Origin of the sequence: Acinetobacter colistiniresistens (genome assembly GCF_000413935.1) — a bacterium.
Classification (GTDB): domain Bacteria; phylum Pseudomonadota; class Gammaproteobacteria; order Pseudomonadales; family Moraxellaceae; genus Acinetobacter; species Acinetobacter colistiniresistens.
The window spans coordinates 122,738-148,623 of record NZ_KE340383.1; the positions used below are offsets into that span (position 1 = coordinate 122,738).

A 25,886-nucleotide genomic window follows, 5' to 3' on the forward strand; every position below is an offset into this window, starting at 1 on the left:
GCAGGCACGGAAATTTGGGGAATTTTACGTTAATTGCGGGACAGACATTTGACAGCTTAGACTAATGTCTAATATCAGGAAATTTTATGTTTATAGTTTTTATTTTTTATGTTCTTAACAATCATTTACTTAATAAAAAAGCGCATTGTTTACACAATGCGCTTTTTTTAAGCTAAAAGCTTGCTAGCCTTAAGCTTGCTCGATATCTTTCATTGTCAACTTGATACGACCACGGTTATCGACATCTGCAACTTGTACTTTAACGTCCTGACCTTCTTTCAATACGTCAGTCACATTGGCAATACGCTCATTTGAGATTTGCGAAATGTGAAGTAAACCGTCAGTACCCGGCAAGATATTCACGAACGCACCAAATTCAACGATACGAATCACTTTACCCACATAGATGGTACCTGGTTCAACTTCTGCAGTGAGTGCCTGGATTTTTGCAATCGCAGCTTTCGCAGCAGCTTTAGTTTCACCAAACACACGTACTGTACCATTGTCTTCGATATCAATCGCAGCTTTGGTTTCTTCAGTAATCGCACGGATAGTTGCACCACCCTTACCAATCACGTCACGGATCTTATCAGGGTTGATGTTGATCACTTCAAATGTTGGTGCATGTGCATTAATTTCTGAACGCGCACGTGAAATGACTTTGTTCATTTCATTCAGGATGTGCATACGACCAGCAAATGCTTGGTTTAATGCAACTTCCATAATCTCTTCAGTAATTCCTTCGATCTTGATGTCCATTTGAAGTGCAGTAATACCGTTGGCAGAACCCGCGACTTTAAAGTCCATATCACCAAGATGATCTTCATCACCCAAGATGTCAGAAAGCACTGCGAAACGCTCGCCTTCTTTTACCAAGCCCATTGCGATACCCGCAACTGGTGCTTTCAATGGCACACCTGCATCCATCAGTGATAGTGAAGCACCACATACAGACGCCATAGAAGATGAACCGTTAGATTCAGTAATATCAGATACGATACGAATCACGTACGGGAAGCGGTCAGCAGCTGGAAGAACAGCTTGAACACCACGACGTGCCAAACGACCGTGACCAATTTCACGACGTTTAGGGCCAGATTCACGGCCTGTTTCACCAACAGAGTATGCAGGGAAGTTATAGTGCAACATGAAGTTGTCAGTTTTGGTACCAGAAAGCGTATCCACCATCAACGCATCACGGGTATTACCCAAAGTCGTTGTTACTAAGGCCTGAGTTTCACCACGGGTGAATAGCGCAGAACCGTGTGCACGGTCTAATACACCCACTTGTACGTCGATACCACGAACAGTTTTGGTATCACGGCCATCAATACGCGGCTTACCTGACAAAATGTTGTCACGTACAGTACGGTATTTCAGGTCTTCAAATAATTCGTTCACTTCATCCGCAATACCAGTTTCGTCATTTTCAGGAACGAACTGCGCTACTGCTTCTGCATACAAAGCATCAAGTGCTGCATAACGGTCTTGTTTCACCGCAATGGTATATGCTTCAGAGATTTTCGCTTCGAAAGCCGTTTTTAATTGCTCAAGCAATGCTTCGTTTTTGCTTGGTGCAACCCAAGTCGATTCAACCGCGCCCGCAGCCGCAGCAAATTCTTTGATCGCTTGAATTGCAATTTGCATTTCGTCATGACCGAAAAGCACAGCACCGAGCATTTGGTCTTCTGAAAGCTCTTTCGCTTCAGATTCAACCATCAATACAGCTGATTCAGTACCTGCAACCACAAGGTCAAGGTCAGATTGTGCAAGTTGTTCAAAGTTCGGGTTAAGAACGTATTCACCGTTGATCAAACCAACACGCGCACCGCCGATTGGACCACGGAATGGTGTACCTGCAATTGACAATGCAGCAGATGTACCCAACATTGCAGCAATATCGGCATCCATGGTTTTGTCAGAAGAAACAACCGTTGCGGTTACTTGGATTTCGTTGAAATAGCCTTCTGGGAACAATGGACGAATTGGACGGTCAATCAAGCGTGAAATCAACGTTTCAGCTTCAGAGGCACGACCTTCACGCTTACCGTAACCACCCGGGATACGACCAGCAGCATATTGTTTTTCTTGATAGTTTACAGTTAACGGGAAGAAATCCTGACCCGCTTTTGCTTTAGGCTGAGCCACAACAGCAACGAGAACAGTCACGCCACCCATGGTAACTAAAACTGTATTTGCTTGGCGTGCAACACGACCCGTTTCTAAAACAACTTGGTGTTGACCAAATTGGAATTCTTTACGAACGATATTAAACATTGACATGTATTATATTTTCCTAGTTTTATTCTAGTGAGACCCCTAAGGTTTGGCATTCAGACTACCACTACTGTGTAGATAAATGACAAAGCTTAGAAGCCATCGCACTAGATCAAAATTTTTAAATAAATTTAAACACAAAGAAGGAGCGAACAAGCGCCCCTTCTAAAGTCATCTAAGATAAATTAGATGAAACTCTCTTTTCAGCAATAAAGCATAGCAACATGCGAAATAGCGAAAACAAAGTAAAATCGAATTAACGACGTAAACCTAATGCGCCGATCAAAGCAACATAACGACCGTGATCTTTACCGTTTAAGTAGTCAAGTAATTTACGACGTTGGTTAACCATACGGATCAAACCACGACGGCTGTGATGGTCGTGTTTGTGTTCTTTAAAGTGACCTTGCAAATCATTGATTTGTGCAGTCAATAAAGCAACTTGTACTTCAGGTGAACCAGTGTCGTTTTCAGCACGAGCAAATTTAGCGATGATCTCTGCGCGATCAGTGTTAGTTAAAGCCATTCGATTTCTCCGAGATGCTTACAAAAATAAATGATATTGATCAGTTGGAAACCAACCGACTGCCGTGCATCACTACAGCAAGGCGCTTATTTTAAGTGATCTATCGCTATATTGCAAAATTGTTTTCTATCCGCTGGCAATTCGGCAGCTGACAGCGTTGCACAAAATAGGCACACTAGCCTGATTCTGTTTTCAATTTATGACAGAGAAGAAAGAAAACGAAAATATTGCGAGGGAATCGTGAAAATTTTATCAACCAATACCTGTTATGTACCGCATGACCTGAGTCAAGTGATTCGCAGCAAAGATGAAGTCTCGGCTGAATTCGGGGGAATGACTGAGAGGCAGATTCAAAAAATATGGAACAGTGTTGAAAGCCTATATAAAACAGGAAACTACCCACTCATTACCTTATGTTTACGTCGTCAGGGGCAGATTCTTCTCAATCGTAGCATTGGGTATGCACAAGGCAATTCTGCTGAGGGCTTAGCAACGGATGCCAAGATTGGTACGCCCGATACACCCGTCTGTCTGTTTTCGGCCTCGAAGATGGTCACGGCAATGTTGATCCATATGCTGGATGAACGAGGTGATTTGAACCTGCTTGATCCGATTAGCTATTACATTCCTGAATATGGGGTCAATGGTAAACGTCGGGCCACCATTTTCCATTTGCTCTCCCATCGTGGCGGTATTCCGCGTATCGACACACAAGTCACGCCTGAGCTTTTATTTAATCAAGCAGAGATATTAAAACTGCTCTGTGCAGCCAAACCGGTTTCGCCTTCGGGGACTCACCTTGCCTACCATGCTGTGACCGCAGGCTATATTCTGGGTGAGATTGTGCAACGGGTGACAGGCCAAAGTGTGCGTGAATTTTTGGCTGAGCATATTGAGAAGCCAATGGGATTAGACTATTTCAACTATGGTTTAAAACCTGAGTATCGTGCCGATGTCGCGTTGAACTACGCTACGGGGATTCATCCAAGCCTAGGCACAGACCATTATCTCAATCATGTGCTCGGGGGCGGCCTACAGCTCGCAGTCGATGTTACTAATGATAGCCGCTTTATGGACACCATTTGCCCTGCTGGAAATATTTATACCAGTGCCGAACAGGTTGGGCGTTTCTTTGAAATGCTACTCAGTGGCGGTGCCTATCAAGACCAGCAGATTATGAGCGCCCAAACCGTTTTCCGATCTACCCTACCGACCTCTGGTGTGAGTCTGGATCGAACCTTGTTGGCACCAATGCGTTATGCATTAGGCCCAATGCTGGGCAGCAATCCGATTGGTTTATTTGGTCCAATGACTGGGCAAGCCTTTGGCCATATCGGCTTTTCCAATATTCTCTGTTGGGCTGATCCAGAACGTGATATCAGTGTATCTTTATTGACTACTGGAAAATCCGTTGTTGGCACCCATCTCCCGGCTTTAGCCAAAACGCTGTATCAAATTTCAGCCAACTGTCCCAAAATTGCCAAAAGTCAGCGCCGCTCTTTGTTTGCAACAGACCGTACAGAGGCAGATTTAGTCTAATTTCTGCCATTGCACAGGCACAAAAAAAGCCCAAGTAAACTTGGGCTTTTGCGCTTAGGTTTTATCGTTATCGTTTTGTCATTTTTATTTTTTATTCTCTTTTTTACTTCATCATTCAAGCCCTCTGAATGTAAATTACCCATCCTTTTCTTTATTCTTTTCTTTATTCTTTTTACTTCATGTTCGCTTTCTCTATACCGACTATTCTGTCAGAATCAATTGTGGAGAAAAATAGCATTTCTCTTATCTCTGTGTAAGAAAAAACGTACAAGTCTGTATAACATTTAACTTAATAATAACAAAAAATTGTCAGACAAGCCGATTTATATTTCTTCCTTTTATTTGACAGCTTGAGATCAGCCAAGTCATGCATATTTTTAAACATGTGAATTTTCAAGTATGAGCAAGAATGGCAGATTAAATGTATGGATTACACTGATTTCTATAGTGAATTTTGATGCAGAAATAAAAAAGCCCTGTAGTCTCTCCCAAAACTACAAGGCTTAGCGGCTGTAAGTTTCCTCTCTTATCACTTACTTCACTGTAAGTTCGCTGTCATACGACGTTATTGTTATATTTTTGCGATTTACCTAGCTTTCCATGCTAGGCTCTTTGTGTGTACATAATCTCAAAAACATTGTGTCTGCTCTAGCGACAATATCTCGAATCCTTGTAAGCTTTTACTTACAAAATAGTGAATTCTGAAGCTTAAGTTCACAATCTGTTCAAATTGATCTTTTGCACTAAACCGCTACGGCGCACTGTCCGAATGGTCAGTGCCTGTTGTAATGCCCTCCGATCCGCCAAAATACTCACAACTTTCTTGGCTCGGGTTACTGCGGTGTAGATTAACTCCTGACTTAATAATTTTTCTGCATGCGCATCCAATACGATTGCAGTATGGGTAAATTCAGAGCCTTGTGATTTATGAATGGTTAATACAAAAGCAGTTTGCATGCTTCGTGGTAGCCGGTGAGCGGCGATCCACTTGTTCAAGCTCGGGAAAAACACTTCGAATTGCTGTGGCTGAGTGCGATGTTTAAAACAGATCCCAATATCCCCATTGGAAATCCCCAATTGATAGTCGTTATAGCTCATCATCACGGGGCGGCCAACATACCAATCCCCGACTGCGATTTGCTTCAACTGCTGATTTAGCCACTGCTCAGCAAAACGATTAAGTTGTTCCAGACCCAATTGACCATGTCGCACTGCCGTCAAGATTCGATAATCATCGAAAGCATGTATAACTGGTTGAATCTGATCTTCAGGCTCATCGGCCTGTAGATAATGTTTTAAGGCAGCCACATATCCTTGGAAACCATACATCAGTTTTTGCTGATAGGATTCCATCTCGATCTGCTGCGACTCGGCTAAATATTCCAGCTGAATCAGATCTGGCATCTCTGGATTTAAGTGAATTGCGCCTAAGGGTGCGGCGTTGACAATCTCATGCTCTAGTTTCGAAAGCACTGAATCAGGTTCAGTTGCATCCTGTTGTGCCTGAATAAAGCGTGCCAATTGACCGATTTTGGCATCACCTGCAAAACGACGGCTGGTCTGCAACTGTACTCTGTTCTCGGTCAAAGCGGGGACTTGTTGTAAATCAGCTAAAACCGACCCCACATCAACTGAAGCCAATTGATTGGCATCCCCCAACAAAATGATCCGGCACCCTTCAGGAATCGCTTCAAATAATGCCGTCGCCAGACTGAGATCCAACATTGAAGCTTCATCAACGACGATGACATCATAAGGTAAAGGTTGCTTTTGATTAAAGCGTGGAATCTGCCGATTGCCCATCCCCAACAGTCGATGCAAGGTCTGAGTATTTTGATGACGCAACTCGTCCGTGATCAGGCCCGATTGCAATAGCTTTGGATCATTAAATGAGTTTTGTAATGCTTCTTGCATTCGTTGTGCCGCTTTCCCTGTGGGTGCAGCCATGGCTATACGAATATCTGGAATAATCTGGTTCAACGCCGCAATAATACGGGCCAAGGTATAGGTTTTCCCTGTCCCCGGCCCCCCAGTAATCAGGCTGAACCATTGCTGTAATACCATTTTAAGAGCAGCTTGCTGATGCGCATCACTGAGTAAATCCTGAAAATCTGAGGTATTGATCTGTTGAATCGTTTGTCGCTTTAATCGACAAATCTGCTGTGCGAGGCGTTGCTCTAGATGCCAATATCGGTATAATGCCAAGCCCTGCTGATCATAGACACATGGGGCGACTTGCGTCGTTGCGATTTCGCTAGAAACGGCTAAATCACCCAAGGCTTCCAGCTGTGTCGGATCAAGCGCAATACAACTATCCCCTTGCAAACTGGCTTCAATCAGTTGCTGTAATATTTGTGCAGCGCTAACTGTTTGAGCAGACTGAGAAAATGGGGCTTGTGTGAGGTAGTTGCTCCACATATTCAACCAGGTTATTTGTTCTGGTTCTTGACCACTTAGCTTGTCCACAGAGTTATCCTCAAACTTACCCACACGCTTGTCCACAAGGTTATAAACACACTTATCCACACGATAAGCTTTTGTTTAATTTAAAATCACACACTTTATCTACACCATTTTCCCAGCTTTATCTTCAGAGAAATATCCCAGAATTGCATCCAAACGCAGGATAAATTCGTCCGCAGGTTTCCAATACAGGCAGCCTTGCTGTGGCTGTCCATTCATGCCTCTTAAATACAGGTAGGAAGCGCCACCCAAATGTTGCTGCATATCATAATCCTGTAGCTTCACCCCAAGATAGCGATGCAAGGCCACCAAGTATAAGGCCGCTTGCAGCCAATAACTGGATAGTGACATGCTCTCGGCAATCTGTGCTTGCTGATAATCACTTTGTGCTGTGCCCAAATAATTACTTTTATAATCGGCAATATGGTAACGCTGACCACCAAAGTAGACCAAATCAATTGAGCCATTCAAGTAGCGGGCAGATTTAGCTTCGAGTAACTCAGGCATCTCGATGCCATATTCCTCAAACAACTGCTGCACACGCTGCATTGCCAACACCCGATCAGATAAGGCCAAATAGAAAGGACATTCAGACAGATATTGGCCGCTGGTTAATTGCTTGAGTTGAAAGCCTTGATCCAGTGGTGTGATCAATACCTCACCCAACCATTCAGCAATCCATTGATAGAGTTGCTGTTCTGCATTTTGTTGTTCTGGAAACTGCTGCTGATATTGCTCAAGCAACTCCAACCATAAACTTTGATAGGTGTTTTTAAAACGGCGACGGATTTCCTCAATCCATGTCTCGGAACGTTGAAAATCAATCTGTTCAAAGATTTCATGCAGAAAGTTTCCCGCCAAGGTTCCTTTAGGAAAGTGCTGTTTAATCCAAGCAATCGGTTGCGTCTCAGATGCCGTTTCAATCGCAATCAGATTTAACTCATCCTCTGCCTGTTCAAAATCAGGATTGATATTGGCCAGTCGATCGACACGGTTAGCCTTGTGTTTTAAATGTTGTGCCAGATAACTAAAGCTGGTCTTTGCACGTGCATAAAAACGTTGTTCAGGTAATTCCAGCGCACTTAACTGAAGCTGTTGTTGACGCTGTTGCAGATGTTGCGCTTGAGGGCGTTCTAATACAGGCAGCTCATCTGCACTATAGGCATGATGGAAGCTTTCCCCCTGATTCTTCCAGAAGGCGAGGCCTGAAAGTTTATTCTTTTCCCCTTTCTCTGGTTCAAAGACCGCATAGACGCGATGACTGGCGCGGGTCAGCGCTACATACCATAAGCGGTTTTGCTCTGCTAAAGCACGCTGTTGATGTTGATCAATCTCGATCGGTTGCAAGAAGTTTTTGTCTGCCACTGCGACAACACGCTGTGTCCTGATCTGTCCTGTCTCGGGGTTTTGCACATCTGTGGTAGAAAAATTCAAACTTTTCTGCATTTCAGAAAAGGCTTTATTCGCCCCTAACAGAAATACGATTTTGTATTCCAGCCCTTTGGACTGATGGATGGTCATCAACTGCACCCCAGCTTCACTGGACAGCTTATGCTCAAGCTCCCACTCTCGATCACTCGGTGCATGCAGTTGTTTTAAATACCAGTGATACAAGTTTTGGATGCCCTGTACATGCTCACTGTGCTGACTCAAAAGATCAGTCAGATGGCGTAAATTCACGACGGCCCGCTCATTGTCTTTACTTTGGGTTGCCACCAATTGCTGCCAGATCCCAAATTGATTCAAACAACGCTGCCATGCCGTCAAGAAACCTTGACTGAGCCACATTTCACGAATGTCATCAAATTGTTGAATGTAACGACTCAGACCTTCAGGGCTCTGTTCCAGTGCCAATAAATGGCTAAGATCAAAACCAAATAAACGACTGAGCAAAGCACGTTTGAGCTTGGCTTCATCATAAGGGTTGAGAATGGCCGTGAATAAGGCTGCTACATCCTGCGCAATGGCTGAATCGAAAACACTACGTTTTGATGGACGATTAACCCGAATCCCCAAGCGCTCCAGCATATATTGCACTTCATCCAACTGGCGATGGCTACGGGAAAGTACCGCAATATCATCTTCACAAATGGCTTGGTGACGCTCACCGTCCAAATACAATTGCTGCAAAGCAGCCTGATTCAACAAGGTCTGAATTTTCCAAGCCACCTGAGTGGCTTGTTCACTGCCCTCTTGCAGCTGTAACCAACGTAAAGGGGCAGGATTGACCTGATCATTTTCAATCAAGGCAGGATGTGGACGTGAGCCTGCCTGAATCGGGTCATATCTGACCTGCTCGCCAAAATCGACTTGTCGCTGAAACAGAATATCGACGACTTCAACCAGTTCTTTTACCGAACGATGGTTATGGATCAATTTATACTCACGCCCCTGTTTCGCCATAATATCTTGATGGGCGTTCAAGAAGGTCAACATATCGCCGCCACGGAAACCATAAATCGCCTGTTTCCGATCTCCAACCATGATCATGCAACCTTTTTGATAGCGTTGCGGATGTCGCCAAATACTGGCCAACATATCATCTTGATCTTGGTTGGTATCCTGAAATTCATCGACCAAAATTAAGGGATAGCGCGCTTGTACAAATACTGCAAAACGTTGTCCCTGCTCACCTTTCAGTGCCTCAGACAACGTTTTTATTTGCTGGGCGAATGTGGTTTCGCCTTTTTGCTGCAACACTTGCGGCAGTCTTTTTTTAACCTCAGTACATAGATAGGCTTTGAGATAAACCTGCAGTTGCTCAAATTGCTGCTGGGTGTTTTGAAGCTCCTGAAACAGTGCGCTCAGTTGCAGCAGCATCGGATGTTGATAAAAGCCTTCGCTGACGTCAACAGGGCATTTTTTAAAAATCTTTTGCTGCTCGAATTTATCTAAAAATTTAAAAACAGCTTCACGTGCATCGGCAAAATAGGCATCAAATACCTGACTGTTCTCTTGTTCTGCTAAAGCGTTCAAGAGCAAAGGAATCGACTCACAGAACAAGCGATTAAAGGCATTGTTACGAAAAGAAGTCCCATTAATAAAGGCGTAATAAGCCCCATCCAACTGAAAATAGTCTGCGAATTGCTCCAGTTCAATCTGTTGCGCTTGCTGCTGCCATTGTTGAGACTGAGCCAGCTCAATTTCAGGCATGGCCGGCAATTTAAACTGAGCCGAACTAAAGTTCAGCGAACTTTCCACCATCGAGACAAAATGATCGACACTTTTCAGTCCCCCCACCAGATACAATGTATCAATCACGGCTTGTGGCTGTGACTGGATCCATTCACGTAACACATCATGAATCAGTTGGCGGGTATAGCTTTTGGCATCATCCGTGATTTGCGCCGCTTCAATTTTTCCGCTTTCGAAAGCAAATTCCCTTAATAGTTTCTGGCTAAAACTGTCTAGAGTCCCAACAAATAACTCATCTAACTGATCAATCACCAGTTTTAAACGTTCACAGGCATACGCAATACGAGGCGCAAAGCTGTGTAAAATCTGTTGTTTGAGTGGATCGGCTTCTTGCTCCGCAAGCGTATGAATATCTGTTTCCAAGACGGTGCGTAATGGTTCCAGAAACTGCTGAACCTCAACCAGACGTAAACGAATACGGCTTTTTAACTCGGCCGCAGCAGCACGGGTAAAGGTGGTTGCTATCACCTGATTGGGTAAATACTTTTCTAGAAAAATCCGTACCATCAAACTGGACAAGGTGTAGGTTTTGCCTGTCCCTGCTGAGGCTTCAATCAGATGTAAACCTTCAAATTGAATATCACGAATCGGCTGGTAAGACACTGGATGTGATGCGTTCATGTCTTATTCCACCCGTAAAAATTCAAAAATAGGTTGGTACAGTGCGTACGCATAATGATCGCAGGCATAGTGTAATAATGCTGCGGCATCTTGCTCTTGCAAAATAAACTGCCAATCCCGATGCAACTTACACGCTTCATTCTGGGTCATATCAAAGCCAGAAAAATCACCCGTGTCATTCCAGTCCTTCAAGATTTGTGTTTGACTCTCTTCAACTAGTATTTGCTTGGAATCCAATTCCACCCATTCATGCTGTTTCGCTTTTTCCAGAGGCTTTAATAACAAAGCCGCTGGTAAGACTACAGGTTGCTGTTGGGCATCTTGCCAAAGCTGCAACCATGCCCGTAAATAAGTCTGTGCCTGCGCAGAACTTAGCCCTTCACAAATCACAGTATGATCACTAAACACCACAATACGGCGTTTTTCAGTTGCTGTCTCACTGTTCAATACAGCCAGCCACAATAAATATTCCAGCCAGACTTTGGCGAGACGCTTGGCGCGCGCGCTTGATGCATCCAGACTGACCCAGTCCTGAGCCAATTGTTTAGGCGTCACGCAAGCAATCTGTAACTGTTTCGACACTCGCCAAACCCGTTGCGTAGTTGCTGTCGGTGCAGCGGCGTATTGCTGTAAGCGCTCCATTAATCGTTGCTGTTCGAGATGGCTCTGTTGCCATGCACTATGTTGCACCTTGCCCACAGGCAACTGATCTTGCAAGACGCTTGGTGATATCTGTTCATCCTGTTGCTGTAAAAAGTGGCGAATGGCGTATTTACCTAATCCATCGAGTAATAAAGGCTCACTTTGATCCACCAACTCCGTGGCACTCAGATTTTCCACACCCAGTGTTTTTAAATACAACCGTGCGGGGAATGTCACATCCTGAATCCATTGCTGACTTTCCAGAATGGTCATTTCATCCTGCTCAATAGGATAAGCCCGATCCACCCATGTCTGTCGCTCCCCTTTGGGCTGCTGAATCTGCGATGCCACATGGAACCAGTGATTTTGGTAACGAATCAACTTGGATTCCGCCACGAACCCGAGTGGATCAAATGGCTGCAACGGATGTAAATGATAAAGTGGGTACAGCTGTGCTGGCGCGATCTTCTGCATTTCTACATGATCAGCATGTTGTATTTCTGCTGAAGTCCCCACAATAAGTGCCAAATGATCACGAAAGTTTTGCAGCACGCTCGATGGTTCTCTCACTTCTCCATCATTGATATCAAAACCATTATAGAACAGCCAGAGTTGTTCTTGTGCCAGCAGCACGGCATCTAGAAATGCACCTTGATCATCTTCCAGACGTGAACGATCCCCTAATTGTTGACGTAATGCATCCATCAAATCAAAGGGAATATGACTGTCACGATTTGGAAATTTACCTGTATCCAGATTCAACAAGACAATTAAACGATAAGGTAAGGGGCGAATCTGACCAATCTGGCTAAAGGTAATTTGCCCGGTCGGCTCAACCTGTGCGGACTGGCTTTCCAAGGTGCGTTGAATTTCTTCAATAACATAGGGCAAAGGCAACGAAATCTGGCGTAGCTGGGTTTCCTCATCTTCGTAATAACTGGCCAAGGTCAGCATCCGTTCTTGTTTCTGGATGATTTCCCGAACCGTTTTTAATGCCACAATCTCGGCTTGTTCAAACTCTTGAACATCCGCCTTAATCCTTGTTAACCATGCTTCTACAGGTAAACCCTGCCCTTGCTCATGGGCCACCAGCCAATGCCGCCGAGCCGATAAATCCTGATAGATCTGAATCAAGATGCCAATCAGCTCAAAATCACTCGGCTGTACCAAGGCATAGCTTAAGGTCTGCTGCACCATCACATGTGCAGGCACGGCGATTCCCAAGGCCAAGCGATCCAAGGCAAATTTAAAGCTATAACGATAGTCTTGATCGTCAGCACTCAAACCTTGTTTGAGATGTTGCTCGTCCAGACCACGCTTAAAACCAGCCTCATTCAGTAAACTCAGAATCCGCTGTGCCTGACTATAGTCCAGTCCGTAACGCTGTTGCGTTGCAGAAAGATTGAGCCAGTCGGCAAAGTCATCCTGAGTAAAGCGAGCTTGTGTCAATTGCATACGTCCCAAAACGGAACGCCAAGCATTTAACGTATCCAACTGTGCCACGCCTGCAATTTTCACGGGCAAAAACACCTCATGATCATTGGCAACGGCAGGAAAAACGCTGCGAATCAGCGGTTCCAATTCCGCCAGATTTGGCGTCAGAATCAAAATATCACTAGGTCGGCGTGGTGTGGTGTCTGATTGGGAAAGCCAATGTAGCAATTGTTCTTTTAACACTTCCAGCTGACGCAAACTGGAATGACAGACATGAATCTGGATCGAGACATCGTCTGCAGCCAAGGCATATTCTGCCGCAACCGGTTCCGCAAGATAGAAAATATCCGACTGGATTTTGCCCAGCAAGGTCTCAGGAAAGTAGTCCTCAAAAGCATCGACCCATTTTCCTTCTTCGCCTGTTGCAAGCTGTGACAACAATGAGAAGTTATCACGTGCCTGTTTACCCAAACGGGTCAATAAAGGATGTCGAGATTCACGATTTAAAGCATTAAAGCCTAAACTAAAACCTTCAAAGAATGCGGCAATTTCTGCATCGGTTGCCTTGGGATTTTTAGCAATAAAACGCTCTTTTACCCCTAAGTCATATCGTTGCTTCCACAAGGGATCGACGCTGTCGGCCCAGTATTCTTGTGAAGGGTTATAGTGCAAAATCACCACATCGAGATATTGCCCCAAGCGCCGTAAAAACTGCAACTGGCTCGGTGGTAAATCCAATAAGGTGAAGACAATCACTTGATTGGGAAGTTGTGCCAATGCCTGTAATCGGGTCTGGTCGTTGTCTAACAGATGCCAGAAATCCGCATCAATCCCTTGTATTTCAACAAAATCATCATGAAAATAGTTTTGCCATAACCAGCGCTGCCAGGCTTCCAACTGTTCAGTTTGTTGCAACGTAAATGCCGAGGTTTGCTGGTCGGTCTGAGAGATTAAATTTTCGATATCGAGTGCTTTGTTTTGTCCCCATGCCGATAACCAGTTGCCTGCACACTGACATTGGCCTTGGCATGCCTTTTGACAGTGCCCCCGATAAACCATGTAATGATTAAACAGCTGTGAAACCTGCTCGGCGACCCAGTACAACATACTTTGCTTTTTGAGTTGTTTTTCTGTGCCTTGCTGTAATTGATCGGCACTGGCATAAATCCGCTGCACAATTGAATACAACGGATGATCGACTGGCAGGTTGATCTGATCTGCTCGAATAAAAGGCTGTAGGGCTTGATGGATACGCCATTTCAAAATCAAGCGTGGAATATTGGCTTTGCGGACTTGTTCTTTATTTTCGAGGACTTGCTGATAGGCATACCATTGAAAACCACGGATGCGCTGGTGAAATTGATAGTTGGCAGTCATGCCCTGCTGTTCAGCAATTTTTTGGGTCAGCCATTGTTCTTGTGCCGGACTCGGCACAATAAAATGCTGGGTTTTAAACACCTGAAAGGGTGAGGGACTGGGCTGGGTAATTGATGCCATCACACCTTGTACGAGCACATCAAGGCGTTGACTTTGAATAACATGAATACCCATGTATTAATATAACCTCATCAAAAAATGATCATTTTATCGTACGAAAACGTTCATAATGCTCACTATACAACATTCAACTTCATATCACGAAGTCACGTTAAATACACAATCGAATAAAAAATTGTTTTGAAATTCACCATTCAATACGATTGAATGTACTATCAAGGGACAGAGCTTAGGTATAACTTTATGAAAATCGATAAAATTCCTGATTCCATTGATCCAAATTTAAACTTGGATCAGATTCGAGAAGAATGTTTAGAACTGTCTAAAAAGCGCGCCTACTGGTCAGCGGGTGCTGCAATTGTACCGATTCCATTTTTTGATGTTGTGGTCGATTTAGGCATGCTGACCCAGATTATTCCCTATATTAATGCCCGCTTCGGTCTCGCGCCTGAACATATCAGTGTCTATGATCCTGAAACCAAGAAAATCCATTGGGATGAACTGCGTAAACGTGGCTTTGAGTTCTCTGGCTTTGTGGTGGCACGTACTGCAATGAAGGCATCTTTTAATGGCTTTTTCACTAAAATTGCCACCAAACAGGTGACCAAATTTATTCCTTTGGGTGGGCAACTGGTTGCGGCGAGTCTGGGCTATTTCATGATGCGCAAAATTACTGAAGCCCATGTGCAAGATTGCTATAACCTTGCCAAACGGATTCAGCAAAAAAGTCGGAGCACCATTGTCGCTTAAATCGTTAAGGTGTTTACATGAAACACCTTTCCCTATTTTTTGACAGTCCTTGACATTCAAAGGCTTGGTCTCATCTTTGCGCGTGCATAAGTTCCTTGTCCATTTTTTCGGCCTAGCAGGATGCTTACAATCTATTAACAGATCCATAAAAAAACCACACAAATGCGTTAAGATTCACTTAATTTTTTAAGCTTTCATAAAGATTGTATTTTTATTCTCCACATCTTGATGATAAATAGATGATGGAGCGTCATTGTGCAAAATAGCCAATCCCCTTCTCGGGTCCGTTCAATTTTTAACGTGACCAGCGGGAACTTCCTTGAACAATACGACTTCTTCTTATTCGGTCTCTATGCACAGGCCATAGGTGAAACCTTTTTCCATTCAGACAGCAGCTACGCAGCACTGATGAAAACCTTTCTCGTGTTCGCAGTCAGCTTTCTGATGCGCCCGATCGGAGCTTTGGTGCTTGGCCCTTATGTGGATCGCATCGGGCGTCGCCGCGGTCTGATGGTGACTTTAAGCATCATGGCCTTCGGTTCAATAATCATTGCCTTCACCCCCAGTTATGCCAGTATTGGCTTTGCCGCAACCGTGCTGATTTTCGTTGGACGCCTTGCGCAAGGTTTTTCCGCGGGGGTCGAGCTTGGCGGCGTTTCAGTCTATTTAGCAGAAATAGCCGAACCGCATAACCGTGGCTTTATTACCAGTTGGCAATCTGCCAGTCAGCAAGTGGCGGTGATTTTTGCTGCAATCTTAGGTTATCTCGTCAGTGTGATTTTCACCAAAACTCAGGTTGATGCATGGGCATGGCGGATTCCATTCTTTGTGGGCTGTGCCATTATCCCCTTCATTTTCTGGTTGCGTAAATCTTTGGTTGAAACCGAAGCCTTCGCCTCCCGTAAAGAACATCCAACAACACGACAGATTTTGACCACCTTAGCGGCAAACTGGAAAATTGTATTGGCGGGTGTGTGTATGGTTGCGACCACCACCACCATGTTTTATTTCATTACCGTCTACACTCCAACCTACGGCAAAGAGGTCTTGAATCTAACCCGTGCAGAAAGTTTGATTGCCACAATTATGGTGGGTGTGAGTAACTTTATCCTGTTACCACTGGGCGGTCACCTCTCGGATAAATTTGGCCGAAAACCGCTTTTAATCACCACCACAGTCTTAATTTTTATCAGCGCCTATCCACTGCTGACTTGGCTGACACATACCATTAGCTTGTCGCATATGCTGATGGTGTTGTTATGGTTCTCGCTACTTTATAGCTTCTATAATGGCGCACTGGTGGTTTCATTGGCAGAAATGATGCCGAGCTCAGTGCGGATTGCTGGCTTCTCTGTTGCCTATAGCTTTGCCACTTCCATTTTTGGTGGACTCACCCCGATGATTGCAACCTATCTGGTGCAGACTTCAGGAAATAAAAGCATGCCAGCCTTTTGGCTCATGTTTGCAGCCATCACCAGTTTGGTTGCCACCCTCATTATTTTCCGTCAACAGCGCAGTACCGCACCACAATTGGCAAATAACAACTAAGATCTGGGACGAGAGCTTGAAGGCGGATCAATCCACCTTCAATTGTTTCAAGATGGCCTTTAATACTTCAATCCGAGCTGAATACTTATCATCGGTCGCAATCACATACCAAGGTGCATAATCCGTATCGGTCCGTTTAAACATATCAGACGCAGCTTTCAGATAATCATCCCACTTATCACGATTACGCCAGTCTTCTTCCGTAATTTTGAAGCGCTTATGTGGCGTTTGTTCACGTGCTTTAAAACGCAATGCCTGTTCGTCTTTACTAATCGCGAGCCAAATTTTGACCAGCACAGTTTGGCTATCCACTAAATTTTCTTCAAAACGGTTAATTTCACTATAGGCGCGTTGCCATTCTACAGTAGAGGCAAAGCCCTCAATCCGTTCAACCAATACGCGTCCATACCAAGTGCGGTCAAAAATGGTGATCTTGCCACTGTCAGTCAATTTGCTCCAGAAACGCCATAAATAAGGACGCCGCAATTCATAGCGCTCAGGTGCTGCAATGGTGTGAATTTCGTATTCTCTGGGATCAAGCTTTTTCACGATCCGTTTAATCGCGCCACCTTTTCCGGCCGCATCCATGCCTTCAAAAGCAATCACCACCTTGCGCTCATCATAACGCAGCGTGTCTGCAACTTTCTTGGTCAGCTGACGCAACTCATCTTTATAATCCTCTTTTTCTAAACTGGCTTGCGCAGGTTCAAGCAATGCTTTGGGAATCGCAGCCTGCTGCCATTTTTGAGTCACTTTGGTTTGATGTTCAGGCAATTCTTGCAAGGTTTGCAGCAAATATTGAGCAAAAGATTGATCACGCAGCTTTCCATCTTCGCCATCAATAATAAACCAGTCATCGGTAAAGCGTTGGCTTAAGCCTTGCAAGGTGTCGTATTGTTTTTTATTACGCCAATCCAAGCCATGGAGTTTATGCCAACGTTGTTCCGAAGCATCAATTTCATCCAAACGCTTTTGCAGAGACTTCCACGACAAATCAAACCAAACCTTGACAATCTGGACATGATTGTTTTGCAGATCATGCTCAAAAGCCCGCATCTGCTCCACATAAGCATCAAACAAGTTCTCATCCAATGGTTTGGAGACATGCATCGCTGTCGTGAGTAGGTCGCTATACCAATTACCAAACATCACCACGATTTGCCCTTCTGCAGGGATAAAACGGCTATAAGATTGCCAAAAGGTTTGATTGTTAGATAACAACTGCGGTGCATCCGCTTTCACTCTTAAATAGCGTGGATCAAGCCATTCACGTAATTGCTTGACTGCTTCGCCTTTGCCCGCCAGTTCAATCCCACTGACCAAGACCAAAACACTTTTGGCATTTTTTTTATCGCGACTTTGTTTGAGTGCATATTGGGCTTCAATGAGTTCTAAAGACAGTTCATCCTCATCACGTAATTCAAATGTCGGTTGTTGTATACTCATGTTCTGCTCTAAATGATTCATTCTTAATATTTAAAATCAGTATAGTCAAAACTGCTGCCGATCAAAGGCCAACCCGTGTACAATTTATGTAGAGGGTCATCACACGATCGCCATAGTGACCAATGATTAAACATTTAGAGTTTATGCTGTCATGGTTCTCCGTTATGATGCAGCCTATGATTTTATGGTTTTATTTTCTTTGAGTTCGAACATGTCAAAACTCGCTGCATTTGATAATCTTTTATTACAATATCAAACACTGAATTACCACCAGAATCCAGCGATTGCCCAGAGATTGCATGAAGTCCAAGCATGGATGAAAGCACGGATTGCACAGACACATGCAGCGTTTTTTGCTGAACCCAAGAACCAGCTGATGTCGGTGTATTTCTTAAACCGCTTATACGGCGGTCCAGATTTTGATGCCATGGCGCAACAAATCGAACGTCTGCTCAAATATGCACATAAAGCGGAGAGTCTTCTACCTGAAAATGCCATTAAGACAGGCACCAAGTCAGTCAGTTTGGCTGTTCTGGCAACGCAACTGGACGAGCAAGTGGCGATACAACTGTTAGAAGACTACCCACTTGAGACCCCATTAACAGATGAAATCATGCGTCAAACCCTGATCAAGCTGGATCAAGGCGAGGCTCGATATGAGCAACTTCAACTGCTGGATGAGTTAGGTCTGACCCTTGATAAATATATGCGTTCCACCATGATGTATGCCGCATTTAAAATGTGTAAAGGTATCGCACATAAATATCAATTCGAACAAATGTATGAGTTTATTCAGGAAGGCTTTGCTGCCATGAAACCGATGAAATCGGCAGCGACCTTTATCAGTACTTTCACCGAAAAAGAACGTGAAATTATTGAAAAGGTGCATAGTGGACATCCTTATCCATTTCGGGACTAAAGCTGATCTGGGCATGCTTCAGCAATGGGATTCATGGCTGAAGCAGAAAAATGAGACTTTTCAAATCTTAAGAAAAATTAAAACCCTTTTGAGAAAGTGACTTTCTGTATATTATTCATATCAATTACACGTGAAAGCCTGTAAAAAGATACAAAATCTGTCATCATGCTTGCTGATTCGTGCCGCTAGAGCGAAAGTTTAGGAGAAAACAATGTCTAACGAAAACCAACAGCCTACCCCAGAAGTTGAGCAAAATCCAAGTTCAGACAAAGTCAGTCCATTCCTAAGCTCGCCGCTTCCTCAAGGAGCGCCACAAGGTCAGCAGCAGTCTTTACAACAAGGTGCAGCAGCGACCTCAACAGCTTCGATCCCCAAATACAATCTACCACGCGGCGCCAATACCGGTAATGTGGGCGAAACAACTCACTTTGGTTTTCAAACCGTAAGCAGTGATGATAAAGCACAGAAAGTTGCAGAGGTTTTCCACTCGGTTGCCAGCAAATACGACATCATGAATGACTTGATGTCATTCGGTATTCACCGTCTCTGGAAGCGCTTTGCGATTAATATGTCTGGCGTGCGTCGCGGACAACATGTGCTTGATATCGCAGGTGGTACAGGTGATTTGGCTAAAGTCTTTAGCCGTGAAGTCGGCCCTCAAGGCCATGTGGTTCTTTCAGATATTAACGAATCTATGTTAAATGTGGGTCGTGATCGTCTAATCGATGCCGGCTGTACCAATGTGGATTTTGTGCTTGCCAATGCAGAAACGCTTGAGCCATTTGCCGATAATAGTTTTGATTTAGTGACGATCAGCTTTGGTTTGCGTAACGTGACCGATAAAGATGCGGCATTGCAAGCGATGTACCGTGTCTTGAAACCAGGTGGCCGTTTACTGATTCTCGAATTTTCTAAACCTGTATTTGAACCATTTTCAAAACTCTACGATCTTTACTCATTCACGGCATTGCCGATTATGGGTAAATTGGTGGCCAATGATTCGGAAAGCTATAAATACCTTGCCGAATCAATTCGTATGCACCCAGACCAACGTACCCTCAAAGGCATGATGGAAAATGCAGGCTTTCAAAGCTGTGACTACCACAACTTAACGGGTGGTATTGTTGCGGTTCACCGTGGATTTAAACTTTAAGGTTCTCAGATATGTGGTCGATTTTAGCACTCGGTGCAGTCGAACGTATCATTCATCATGTGATTGACCTGGATGCGATTACCCGCATTCAGCTCAACCAACTGCAAGGCCAATTATTGCGGGTTGTGATCGATAGTCCACAACTCTCGGTTGATGTGTTTTTTGATGAAAATAGAGTTCGCCTCGAACCGACCGTGACTGGACACAGTCAAAGTCCGTCTATTTTTGAACAACGTCCCTTTGATCCCCAACATAAAATAACGGATGCAACCGCAACCCTACATGTTGAAAATAGCGTTGAGCTGATTAAGTTACTGCTCAGTGACATGGATCAGATTGGCAATATTCCCTTGCAAGGTGATTACCACCTATTGCAGGAGATTCAAAAAATTATGCAGCAGGCCGAGCCTGATCTGGCAGCGCATTTATCACCTTGGATTGGTCCACAACTGGCACATGAGCTTGGTAAAATTCAGCTTGCACCGCAACAGCTCAAACGCTCACTGCAAAGCCATTTATTTTTTGTTGAAGATGCCTTAAAAGAAGATAGCGGTTTATTTGCTCCACGCTGGCAAATGGATGATCTCAATCGTGAGACACGTCAACTGAACCAAGAAATTGACCGTTTGGCAGCCAAGCTGCAACAGCTCAATGCCCAATTCAATCCCTCAAAGCCCACACAAGACTAGGTAAGACTTTATATGATTCCGCATGTTACACGGTTACTCGAACTCTGGCGTATTGCAGCACACTATCGCCTTGATACCTTGTTCCCTGCGGAAGAATTGCCAGTAAAAGCACGTCATGCATTAAACATCATTAAAATGCATCCTGCGGCGTGGTCAAGTCGTGAGAAGAAAAATCCGCTGAAGCTTAAGCAAGCCTTAGAAGATATGGGGCCATTGGCAATTAAGTTAGGACAATTGCTGTCTACACGCCGTGATTTGATTCCACCTGAAGTGTTATCACAATTGGTGTTATTGCAAGACCGTGTCAAACCCTATGATACCCAACTGGCCAAGCAACGTATTCAAGAATCACTGAAAGCAGACGTAAGTACCCTGTTCTCTCGCTTTGATGAACAGCCACTTGCAGCAGCATCGATTGCTCAGGTCCACACCGCGGCTTTGCATGATGGCCGTGAAGTGGTGGTGAAGGTCACTCGCCCAGATATTCGTCATCAGATTTTACAAGACTTTGAAATTCTGACGTGGTTGGGTGACTGGCTGGAAAATCGTTTAGAAGCAGCACGTGCCCTGCACCTCTCAGAAATTATCCAAGACTATCGTCAAATCATTTTAAATGAGCTGGATTTAAGTCTGGAAGCCGACAATACCCGCCGTATGCGTCACTACTTTACGGGCTCAAGCATGATGTATGTGCCTGAAGTGTATATGGACAGTGCAAATGTGATGGTGGCGGAACGGATTACTGGGGTTCCTATTTCAGATACGGCCACTTTTGATCGTTTAGGTATGGATCGTGCGGATCTGGCAGAAAAAGGCTTAACCATTTTCTTTACCCAGGTGTTCCGTGATAACTTTTTCCATGCCGATATGCATCCGGGAAATGTCTTCGTCGAGACCATTAATCCAAGCAATCCACGTTTTATCGCCTTAGACTGTGCCATTATGGGCGAACTGTCGAAGCATGATCAGATGACGGTTGCACGGATGCTACTCGCGGTGATGAACAGCAACTTTATGCAGTTGATTCAAATCGTGCATCAAGCCGGCTGGATTCCACCGGGTACTGATCAAGATGCCTTGTCACGCGAGATGCGTCGTACTGTTGGCCCAATGGTCTCCAAACCGATGGATCAACTGGATTTCGCTGGTATTTTGATTCAGGTAATGGATATTGCCCGCCGTTTCCATTTGGAAATTCCGCCGCAACTGATGCTGTTACTGAAAACACTAGTGCATGTTGAAGGTCTAGGTACCGATCTTTATCCACAACTGGATATCTGGAAACTGGCGAAACCGATTCTAACTGAATGGGTCAAGGCCAATATGAATCCAGTCAAAAATATGAAAGAACTGGGACAACAAATTCCGGACCTATTATTGGGTGCTCAAGATATTCCAAGCCTGTTAATTGACAGCTTAAATGGTTTGAAAAACCAATCTGCATGGCACGATAAACAGCTCCGTGAAATTCAGCAAATGCGTCTACAAATGCAACAGCAACAACGTCGTAGCTGGATGTTTGGTAGTACCCTGCTGATCTTGCTCACGATTGCCATCATCAGCCCATGGTTTATCTCGGTTATTCTGATTGTACTGAGTAGTTTGATTGCCCTGTGGCGTATTGCTAAATAAAACCTAGATCCCGAATCAAAGGCTGTATCGATTGATACGGCCTTTTTATTTGGCAGAACAATCCGATTGATCTACACATTCGCCGCAGCCACATCATCTGAGAGTCCCAGCTCAGTTTTCACACTTTAGGCAATATAAACATCCAATTCAGGCCATTATTAGCTAAAAACTTTTCATCCTTGAGCAGATCGCTCATCATCGGCTAAGTATTGAAATGTATCAGCACAGATTTTAAAGGAAGAACAGCATGAGTTTAAAAAATAGTAGGGATAACTATGGCTCGATTGCAAAATGGTTGCATTGGAGCACAGCACTGCTTTTTTTATGTGCCTATTGCAGTGTTTATTACCGACACTGGTTTACCGAAAAAGGAACACCTGAGAACTGGACGGCTTTGCAGCTACATCTTTCTGTCGGTATCAGCATTGCCGTAATTATTAGTCTCCGAATCATTTGGCGGCTAAGCAATCCACAACCCAAATTAGAACCTGCAAGTCCACTCGCAACATTTGCTGCACATGCTGGACATTTTGCACTGTATGCCATCATGATCATTGCACCGCTTACAGGCTACTTGGGTACAGGCGTCAATACAGAGTTTTTCTTTTTATTTGAGATTCCCAAATTCGAACAGACTGCATTGTTCCATAGTTGGGTCACCCAGGGTTTAGGCTTAAGTTTTGAACAGTTCGAGAAGCCAATTGATTTTATTCACAAAGAAATTCTTGGGAAATGGTTGATCTGGATGCTGATTTTAGGGCATGCAGGTGCGGCCCTTTATCATCACTATATCAAGAAAGATCGCACCCTGATCAAGATGACTACAGGCAAAGATCCTTCAAAATAATCCAGATCGAGCTTTTGCTAAAATTACAGACCAGTACCTTAGGCATTGAGCCAGAACAGATTTCATTTAAAAAAATCATCGGGATCAGTTAAGATCAAGGCTGACTGATCTAATAAACCTTTAAAAGAATAAACAATGAAAATACCTCATTTTGCCATTGTGGGTGCTGGAACCGCTGGACTGGCAACAGCGATTTTGCTTGCACGCGAAGGTAATCACGTCACTATTTTTGAACACGTGGATGAGCTTTCTCCTGTCGGCGCTGGTTTGTTGTTACAGCCCGCTGGCTTAGCCGTATTTGAACATCTAGGCGTGCTTGAGTATGCCCTAAAATTTGGTGCTAAAGTCACAGGATTAGAAGGTCAACTTCCCAATAAACGTCTGTTAGTCAATAGTCACTATCATCAAGCAGGCAGCAATCTCTATGGCCTCGGCATTCATCGCGCCAGCTTATGTCATGTGCTAACCCACAAACTGGCTGAATATGCCGGTCAAGTAACATGGAGAATGGGCCATAGTGTTGAGCATATTCAAGAACAGCAAAATGAAGTTCGACTGTTCGGCATTCAGCAGCAACAAACATTTGATGATGGCTTTGATGCCGTCTTGATTGCCAATGGCGCACGCAGCCAGTTACGCCCTTCTGCATGGGTGAAAGTCGATCAGGCTTATCCTTGGGGTGCGGCATGGAGTATCGTGCCTGAATGCCCAACACTTGATCCTGCAATTTTGCATCAGTTTTATGACCGCTCCAAAATCATGATGGGGGTATTACCTACCGGTGCAATCCCAACCGCCCCTCAGCAACGATTGTCGAGTGTGTTTTGGAGTTTGCCCAGCAAGCAACTGCACACATTCTTAGAAGATGAATCCGCAAAGCAACAATGGTTAAAACAAGTATCTGACCGCTGGCCTGATGTGGCGGAATGGCTCAAACAGCTGTTGTCGAATCAACAGCATCAACCACAATGGTTGTCTGCGCAATATCGCGATGTGGTAATGTCTCAATTTGGGCAAGAACGAATCGGGGTGATCGGTGATGCGGCGCATGCCATGAGTCCACAGTTGGGACAAGGGGCGAATATGGCCTTGCTGGATGCTTGGGCCTTTTCGCAATCATTGCAAATAGCACAAAAACATCAGCAAATTGACTGGTCGATACTATGGCAACATTATCATCAACAACGGCGTTCTTCGACCCAATTCTATCAGTTCCTCAGCCGCCTACTCACGCCACTGTATCAATCAGATCATTGGTGGGCGGGTGCTATACGTGATCTGACCTTTCCGTGGATGTATCAGATCCCGTATTTCCGTAAAGAAATGGCAATCACCATTTCTGGTTTAAAAACAGGACTGTTTCAGCAACTCGATTATCAACAAGTGGCACAATATACAGAAAGCGACAATAGCTTTAGTATCAAACTTGAATCTCTACCTGAATATAAATAAGCGCTGTGATATATGAAAATTAGCCATTTAGATCATTTGGTTCTGACCGTTGCCGATATTGAAATCACCTGTCAGTTTTATCAATCTGCACTGAACTTTGAAGTGATAAGCTTTGCTGAAAACCGCAAAGCACTACAATTTGGCAAGCAGAAAATTAACCTTCATCAACTGGGCAAAGAGTTTGAGCCTAAAGCACTTCGCCCGACAGCAGGTTCAGCAGATTTATGTTTTATTACAGAAACCCCATTAAATGAAGTGATGGCACATCTTCAAGCGCAGCACATTGACATCGTTGAAGGTCCAATCGAAAGAACTGGGGCAATGGGGAAAATTTTATCACTCTATTTACGAGATCCTGATCAGAATTTGATTGAAATCTCGAACTATCTTTAATGCCTTAATCCACGATTTTTACCCAACAAGCATAGCCAACCCTAGTCACAAACGCTACACTAGCTGCTTTCCACTCAATGGATTTTCACTCATGTCAAACTGGTTAGATGAAGTTAAATTTGATTCCAATGGTCTTGTTCCTGCCATTGCGCAACATCATCAAACTGGTCGAGTGTTAATGGTTGCGTGGATGAATCGTGAAGCTTTACAACTGACGGCTGAAAAAAATCAGGCGGTGTATTACTCACGCTCACGCAAAAAACTCTGGCATAAAGGCGAAGAATCTGGGCACTTTCAAACTGTGCATGAAATCCGTCTGGATTGCGATGCCGATGTGATTATTTTACAAATTGAACAGCATGGTGGCATTGCTTGCCATACCGGTCGTGAATCTTGCTTCTATCGCAAACTTACGCCACAAGGCTGGGAAATTGTAGATGCCCAACTGAAAGATCCAGCTGCGATTTATGGTGCATCAGCCAAAGTTGCAGTACATGATCACAGCCAAAATGAGCAGGTTGATGTACTTGGCTATTTAGGTCGTTTAATGCAACAACGCAAAACAGCCGAAGCGGACAGCTCTTATATTGCCAGCCTGTATAAAAAAGGCATTAATAAAATTTTAGAAAAAGTCGGTGAAGAAAGCGTTGAAAGTATTATCGCTGCAAAAGATTATGCCATGCTTGCTTCGCTAGAAAATAAACACGACCTGATTTATGAAGTGGCCGATCTGTGGTTCCACAGCATTGTCATGTTGGGTTATTTCGACCTTGACCCACAAGTGGTACTGGACGAGTTGGCACGTCGCCAAGGTCTATCGGGCTTAGTTGAAAAAGCCAACCGTAATCAAGAAGCGTAAGCAA

At 44.2% G+C, this 25,886-nt stretch carries 17 protein-coding genes; 11 read left to right on the forward strand and 6 right to left on the reverse strand.

Annotation, left to right across the window (positions count from 1 at the left end; genetic code table 11):
- Positions 1 to 189 precede the first annotated feature (189 nt).
- Together pnp and rpsO are read right to left on the reverse strand one after the other, a co-directional pair.
- A complete protein-coding gene (pnp, locus tag F907_RS01895; RefSeq protein ID WP_171067855.1) occupies positions 190 to 2,277 on the reverse strand; it encodes a polyribonucleotide nucleotidyltransferase in 2,088 nt (695 codons plus the stop codon).
- A gap of 256 nt (positions 2,278 to 2,533) precedes the next feature.
- A complete protein-coding gene (rpsO, locus tag F907_RS01890) occupies positions 2,534 to 2,803 on the reverse strand; it encodes a 30S ribosomal protein S15 (protein WP_004656162.1) in 270 nt (89 codons plus the stop codon).
- 240 nt (positions 2,804 to 3,043) lie between these two features.
- Here rpsO and F907_RS01885 point away from each other — a divergent pair, with 240 nt between their 5' ends.
- Positions 3,044 to 4,342, forward strand: coding sequence for a serine hydrolase domain-containing protein (locus F907_RS01885; RefSeq protein WP_005278610.1), 1,299 nt, complete (start codon positions 3,044 to 3,046; stop codon positions 4,340 to 4,342).
- 714 nt (positions 4,343 to 5,056) lie between these two features.
- Here the strand turns inward: F907_RS01885 and recD are convergent.
- The 3 genes from recD to F907_RS01870 form a co-directional block, all read right to left on the reverse strand.
- Entirely contained in the window at positions 5,057 to 6,760 is a 1,704-nt protein-coding gene (gene recD, locus F907_RS01880) for an exodeoxyribonuclease V subunit alpha (protein ID WP_373279039.1), read from the reverse strand.
- 147 nt (positions 6,761 to 6,907) lie between these two features.
- A complete protein-coding gene (locus F907_RS01875) occupies positions 6,908 to 10,621 on the reverse strand; it encodes a UvrD-helicase domain-containing protein (RefSeq protein ID WP_016653204.1) in 3,714 nt (1,237 codons plus the stop codon).
- A 3-nt stretch (positions 10,622 to 10,624) separates the two neighbouring features.
- Entirely contained in the window at positions 10,625 to 14,248 is a 3,624-nt protein-coding gene (locus tag F907_RS01870; RefSeq protein WP_016653205.1) for an exodeoxyribonuclease V subunit gamma, read from the reverse strand.
- Between the two features lie 189 nt (positions 14,249 to 14,437).
- Here F907_RS01870 and F907_RS01865 point away from each other — a divergent pair, with 189 nt between their 5' ends.
- Positions 14,438 to 14,944 carry a hypothetical protein gene (locus F907_RS01865; protein ID WP_005278603.1) on the forward strand — a complete coding sequence of 169 codons (507 nt, stop codon included), beginning with the start codon at positions 14,438 to 14,440 and terminating at the stop codon, positions 14,942 to 14,944.
- 255 nt (positions 14,945 to 15,199) lie between these two features.
- Positions 15,200 to 16,492 carry an MFS transporter gene (gene tcuC, locus F907_RS01860; RefSeq protein WP_016653206.1) on the forward strand — a complete coding sequence of 431 codons (1,293 nt, stop codon included), beginning with the start codon at positions 15,200 to 15,202 and terminating at the stop codon, positions 16,490 to 16,492.
- Between the two features lie 27 nt (positions 16,493 to 16,519).
- On the opposite strand, the gene pap is transcribed toward tcuC, so the two are convergent.
- Positions 16,520 to 17,938, reverse strand: coding sequence for a polyphosphate:AMP phosphotransferase (gene pap / locus F907_RS01855; RefSeq protein WP_016653207.1), 1,419 nt, complete (start codon positions 17,936 to 17,938; stop codon positions 16,520 to 16,522).
- A 211-nt stretch (positions 17,939 to 18,149) separates the two neighbouring features.
- Between pap and F907_RS01850 the strand changes: the two genes are divergently transcribed.
- From F907_RS01850 to hisIE, 8 genes are all read left to right on the forward strand, one after another.
- Positions 18,150 to 18,857 carry a DUF8198 family protein gene (locus tag F907_RS01850; protein ID WP_164743245.1) on the forward strand — a complete coding sequence of 236 codons (708 nt, stop codon included), beginning with the start codon at positions 18,150 to 18,152 and terminating at the stop codon, positions 18,855 to 18,857.
- 211 nt (positions 18,858 to 19,068) lie between these two features.
- On the forward strand, positions 19,069 to 20,010 hold the full coding sequence (ubiE, locus tag F907_RS01845; protein ID WP_005278596.1) for a bifunctional demethylmenaquinone methyltransferase/2-methoxy-6-polyprenyl-1,4-benzoquinol methylase UbiE: 942 nt from the start codon (positions 19,069 to 19,071) through the stop codon (positions 20,008 to 20,010).
- 11 nt (positions 20,011 to 20,021) lie between these two features.
- On the forward strand, positions 20,022 to 20,699 hold the full coding sequence (locus F907_RS01840) for a ubiquinone biosynthesis accessory factor UbiJ (RefSeq protein WP_016653209.1): 678 nt from the start codon (positions 20,022 to 20,024) through the stop codon (positions 20,697 to 20,699).
- A 12-nt stretch (positions 20,700 to 20,711) separates the two neighbouring features.
- Positions 20,712 to 22,331, forward strand: coding sequence for an ABC1 kinase family protein (locus F907_RS01835; protein ID WP_016653210.1), 1,620 nt, complete (start codon positions 20,712 to 20,714; stop codon positions 22,329 to 22,331).
- A 247-nt stretch (positions 22,332 to 22,578) separates the two neighbouring features.
- A complete protein-coding gene (locus tag F907_RS01830) occupies positions 22,579 to 23,178 on the forward strand; it encodes a cytochrome b (RefSeq protein ID WP_016653211.1) in 600 nt (199 codons plus the stop codon).
- Positions 23,179 to 23,313: 135 nt separating this feature from the next.
- Positions 23,314 to 24,630: an FAD-dependent oxidoreductase gene (locus tag F907_RS01825; RefSeq protein WP_016653212.1), complete on the forward strand. Its 1,317-nt coding sequence runs from the start codon at positions 23,314 to 23,316 to the stop codon at positions 24,628 to 24,630.
- A gap of 12 nt (positions 24,631 to 24,642) precedes the next feature.
- Positions 24,643 to 25,023 (forward strand): VOC family protein, encoded by a 381-nt coding sequence (locus F907_RS01820; RefSeq protein ID WP_016653213.1) that lies wholly within the window; start codon positions 24,643 to 24,645, stop codon positions 25,021 to 25,023.
- Positions 25,024 to 25,114: 91 nt separating this feature from the next.
- Positions 25,115 to 25,882: a bifunctional phosphoribosyl-AMP cyclohydrolase/phosphoribosyl-ATP diphosphatase HisIE gene (hisIE, locus tag F907_RS01815; RefSeq protein ID WP_016653214.1), complete on the forward strand. Its 768-nt coding sequence runs from the start codon at positions 25,115 to 25,117 to the stop codon at positions 25,880 to 25,882.
- Positions 25,883 to 25,886 lie beyond the last annotated feature (4 nt).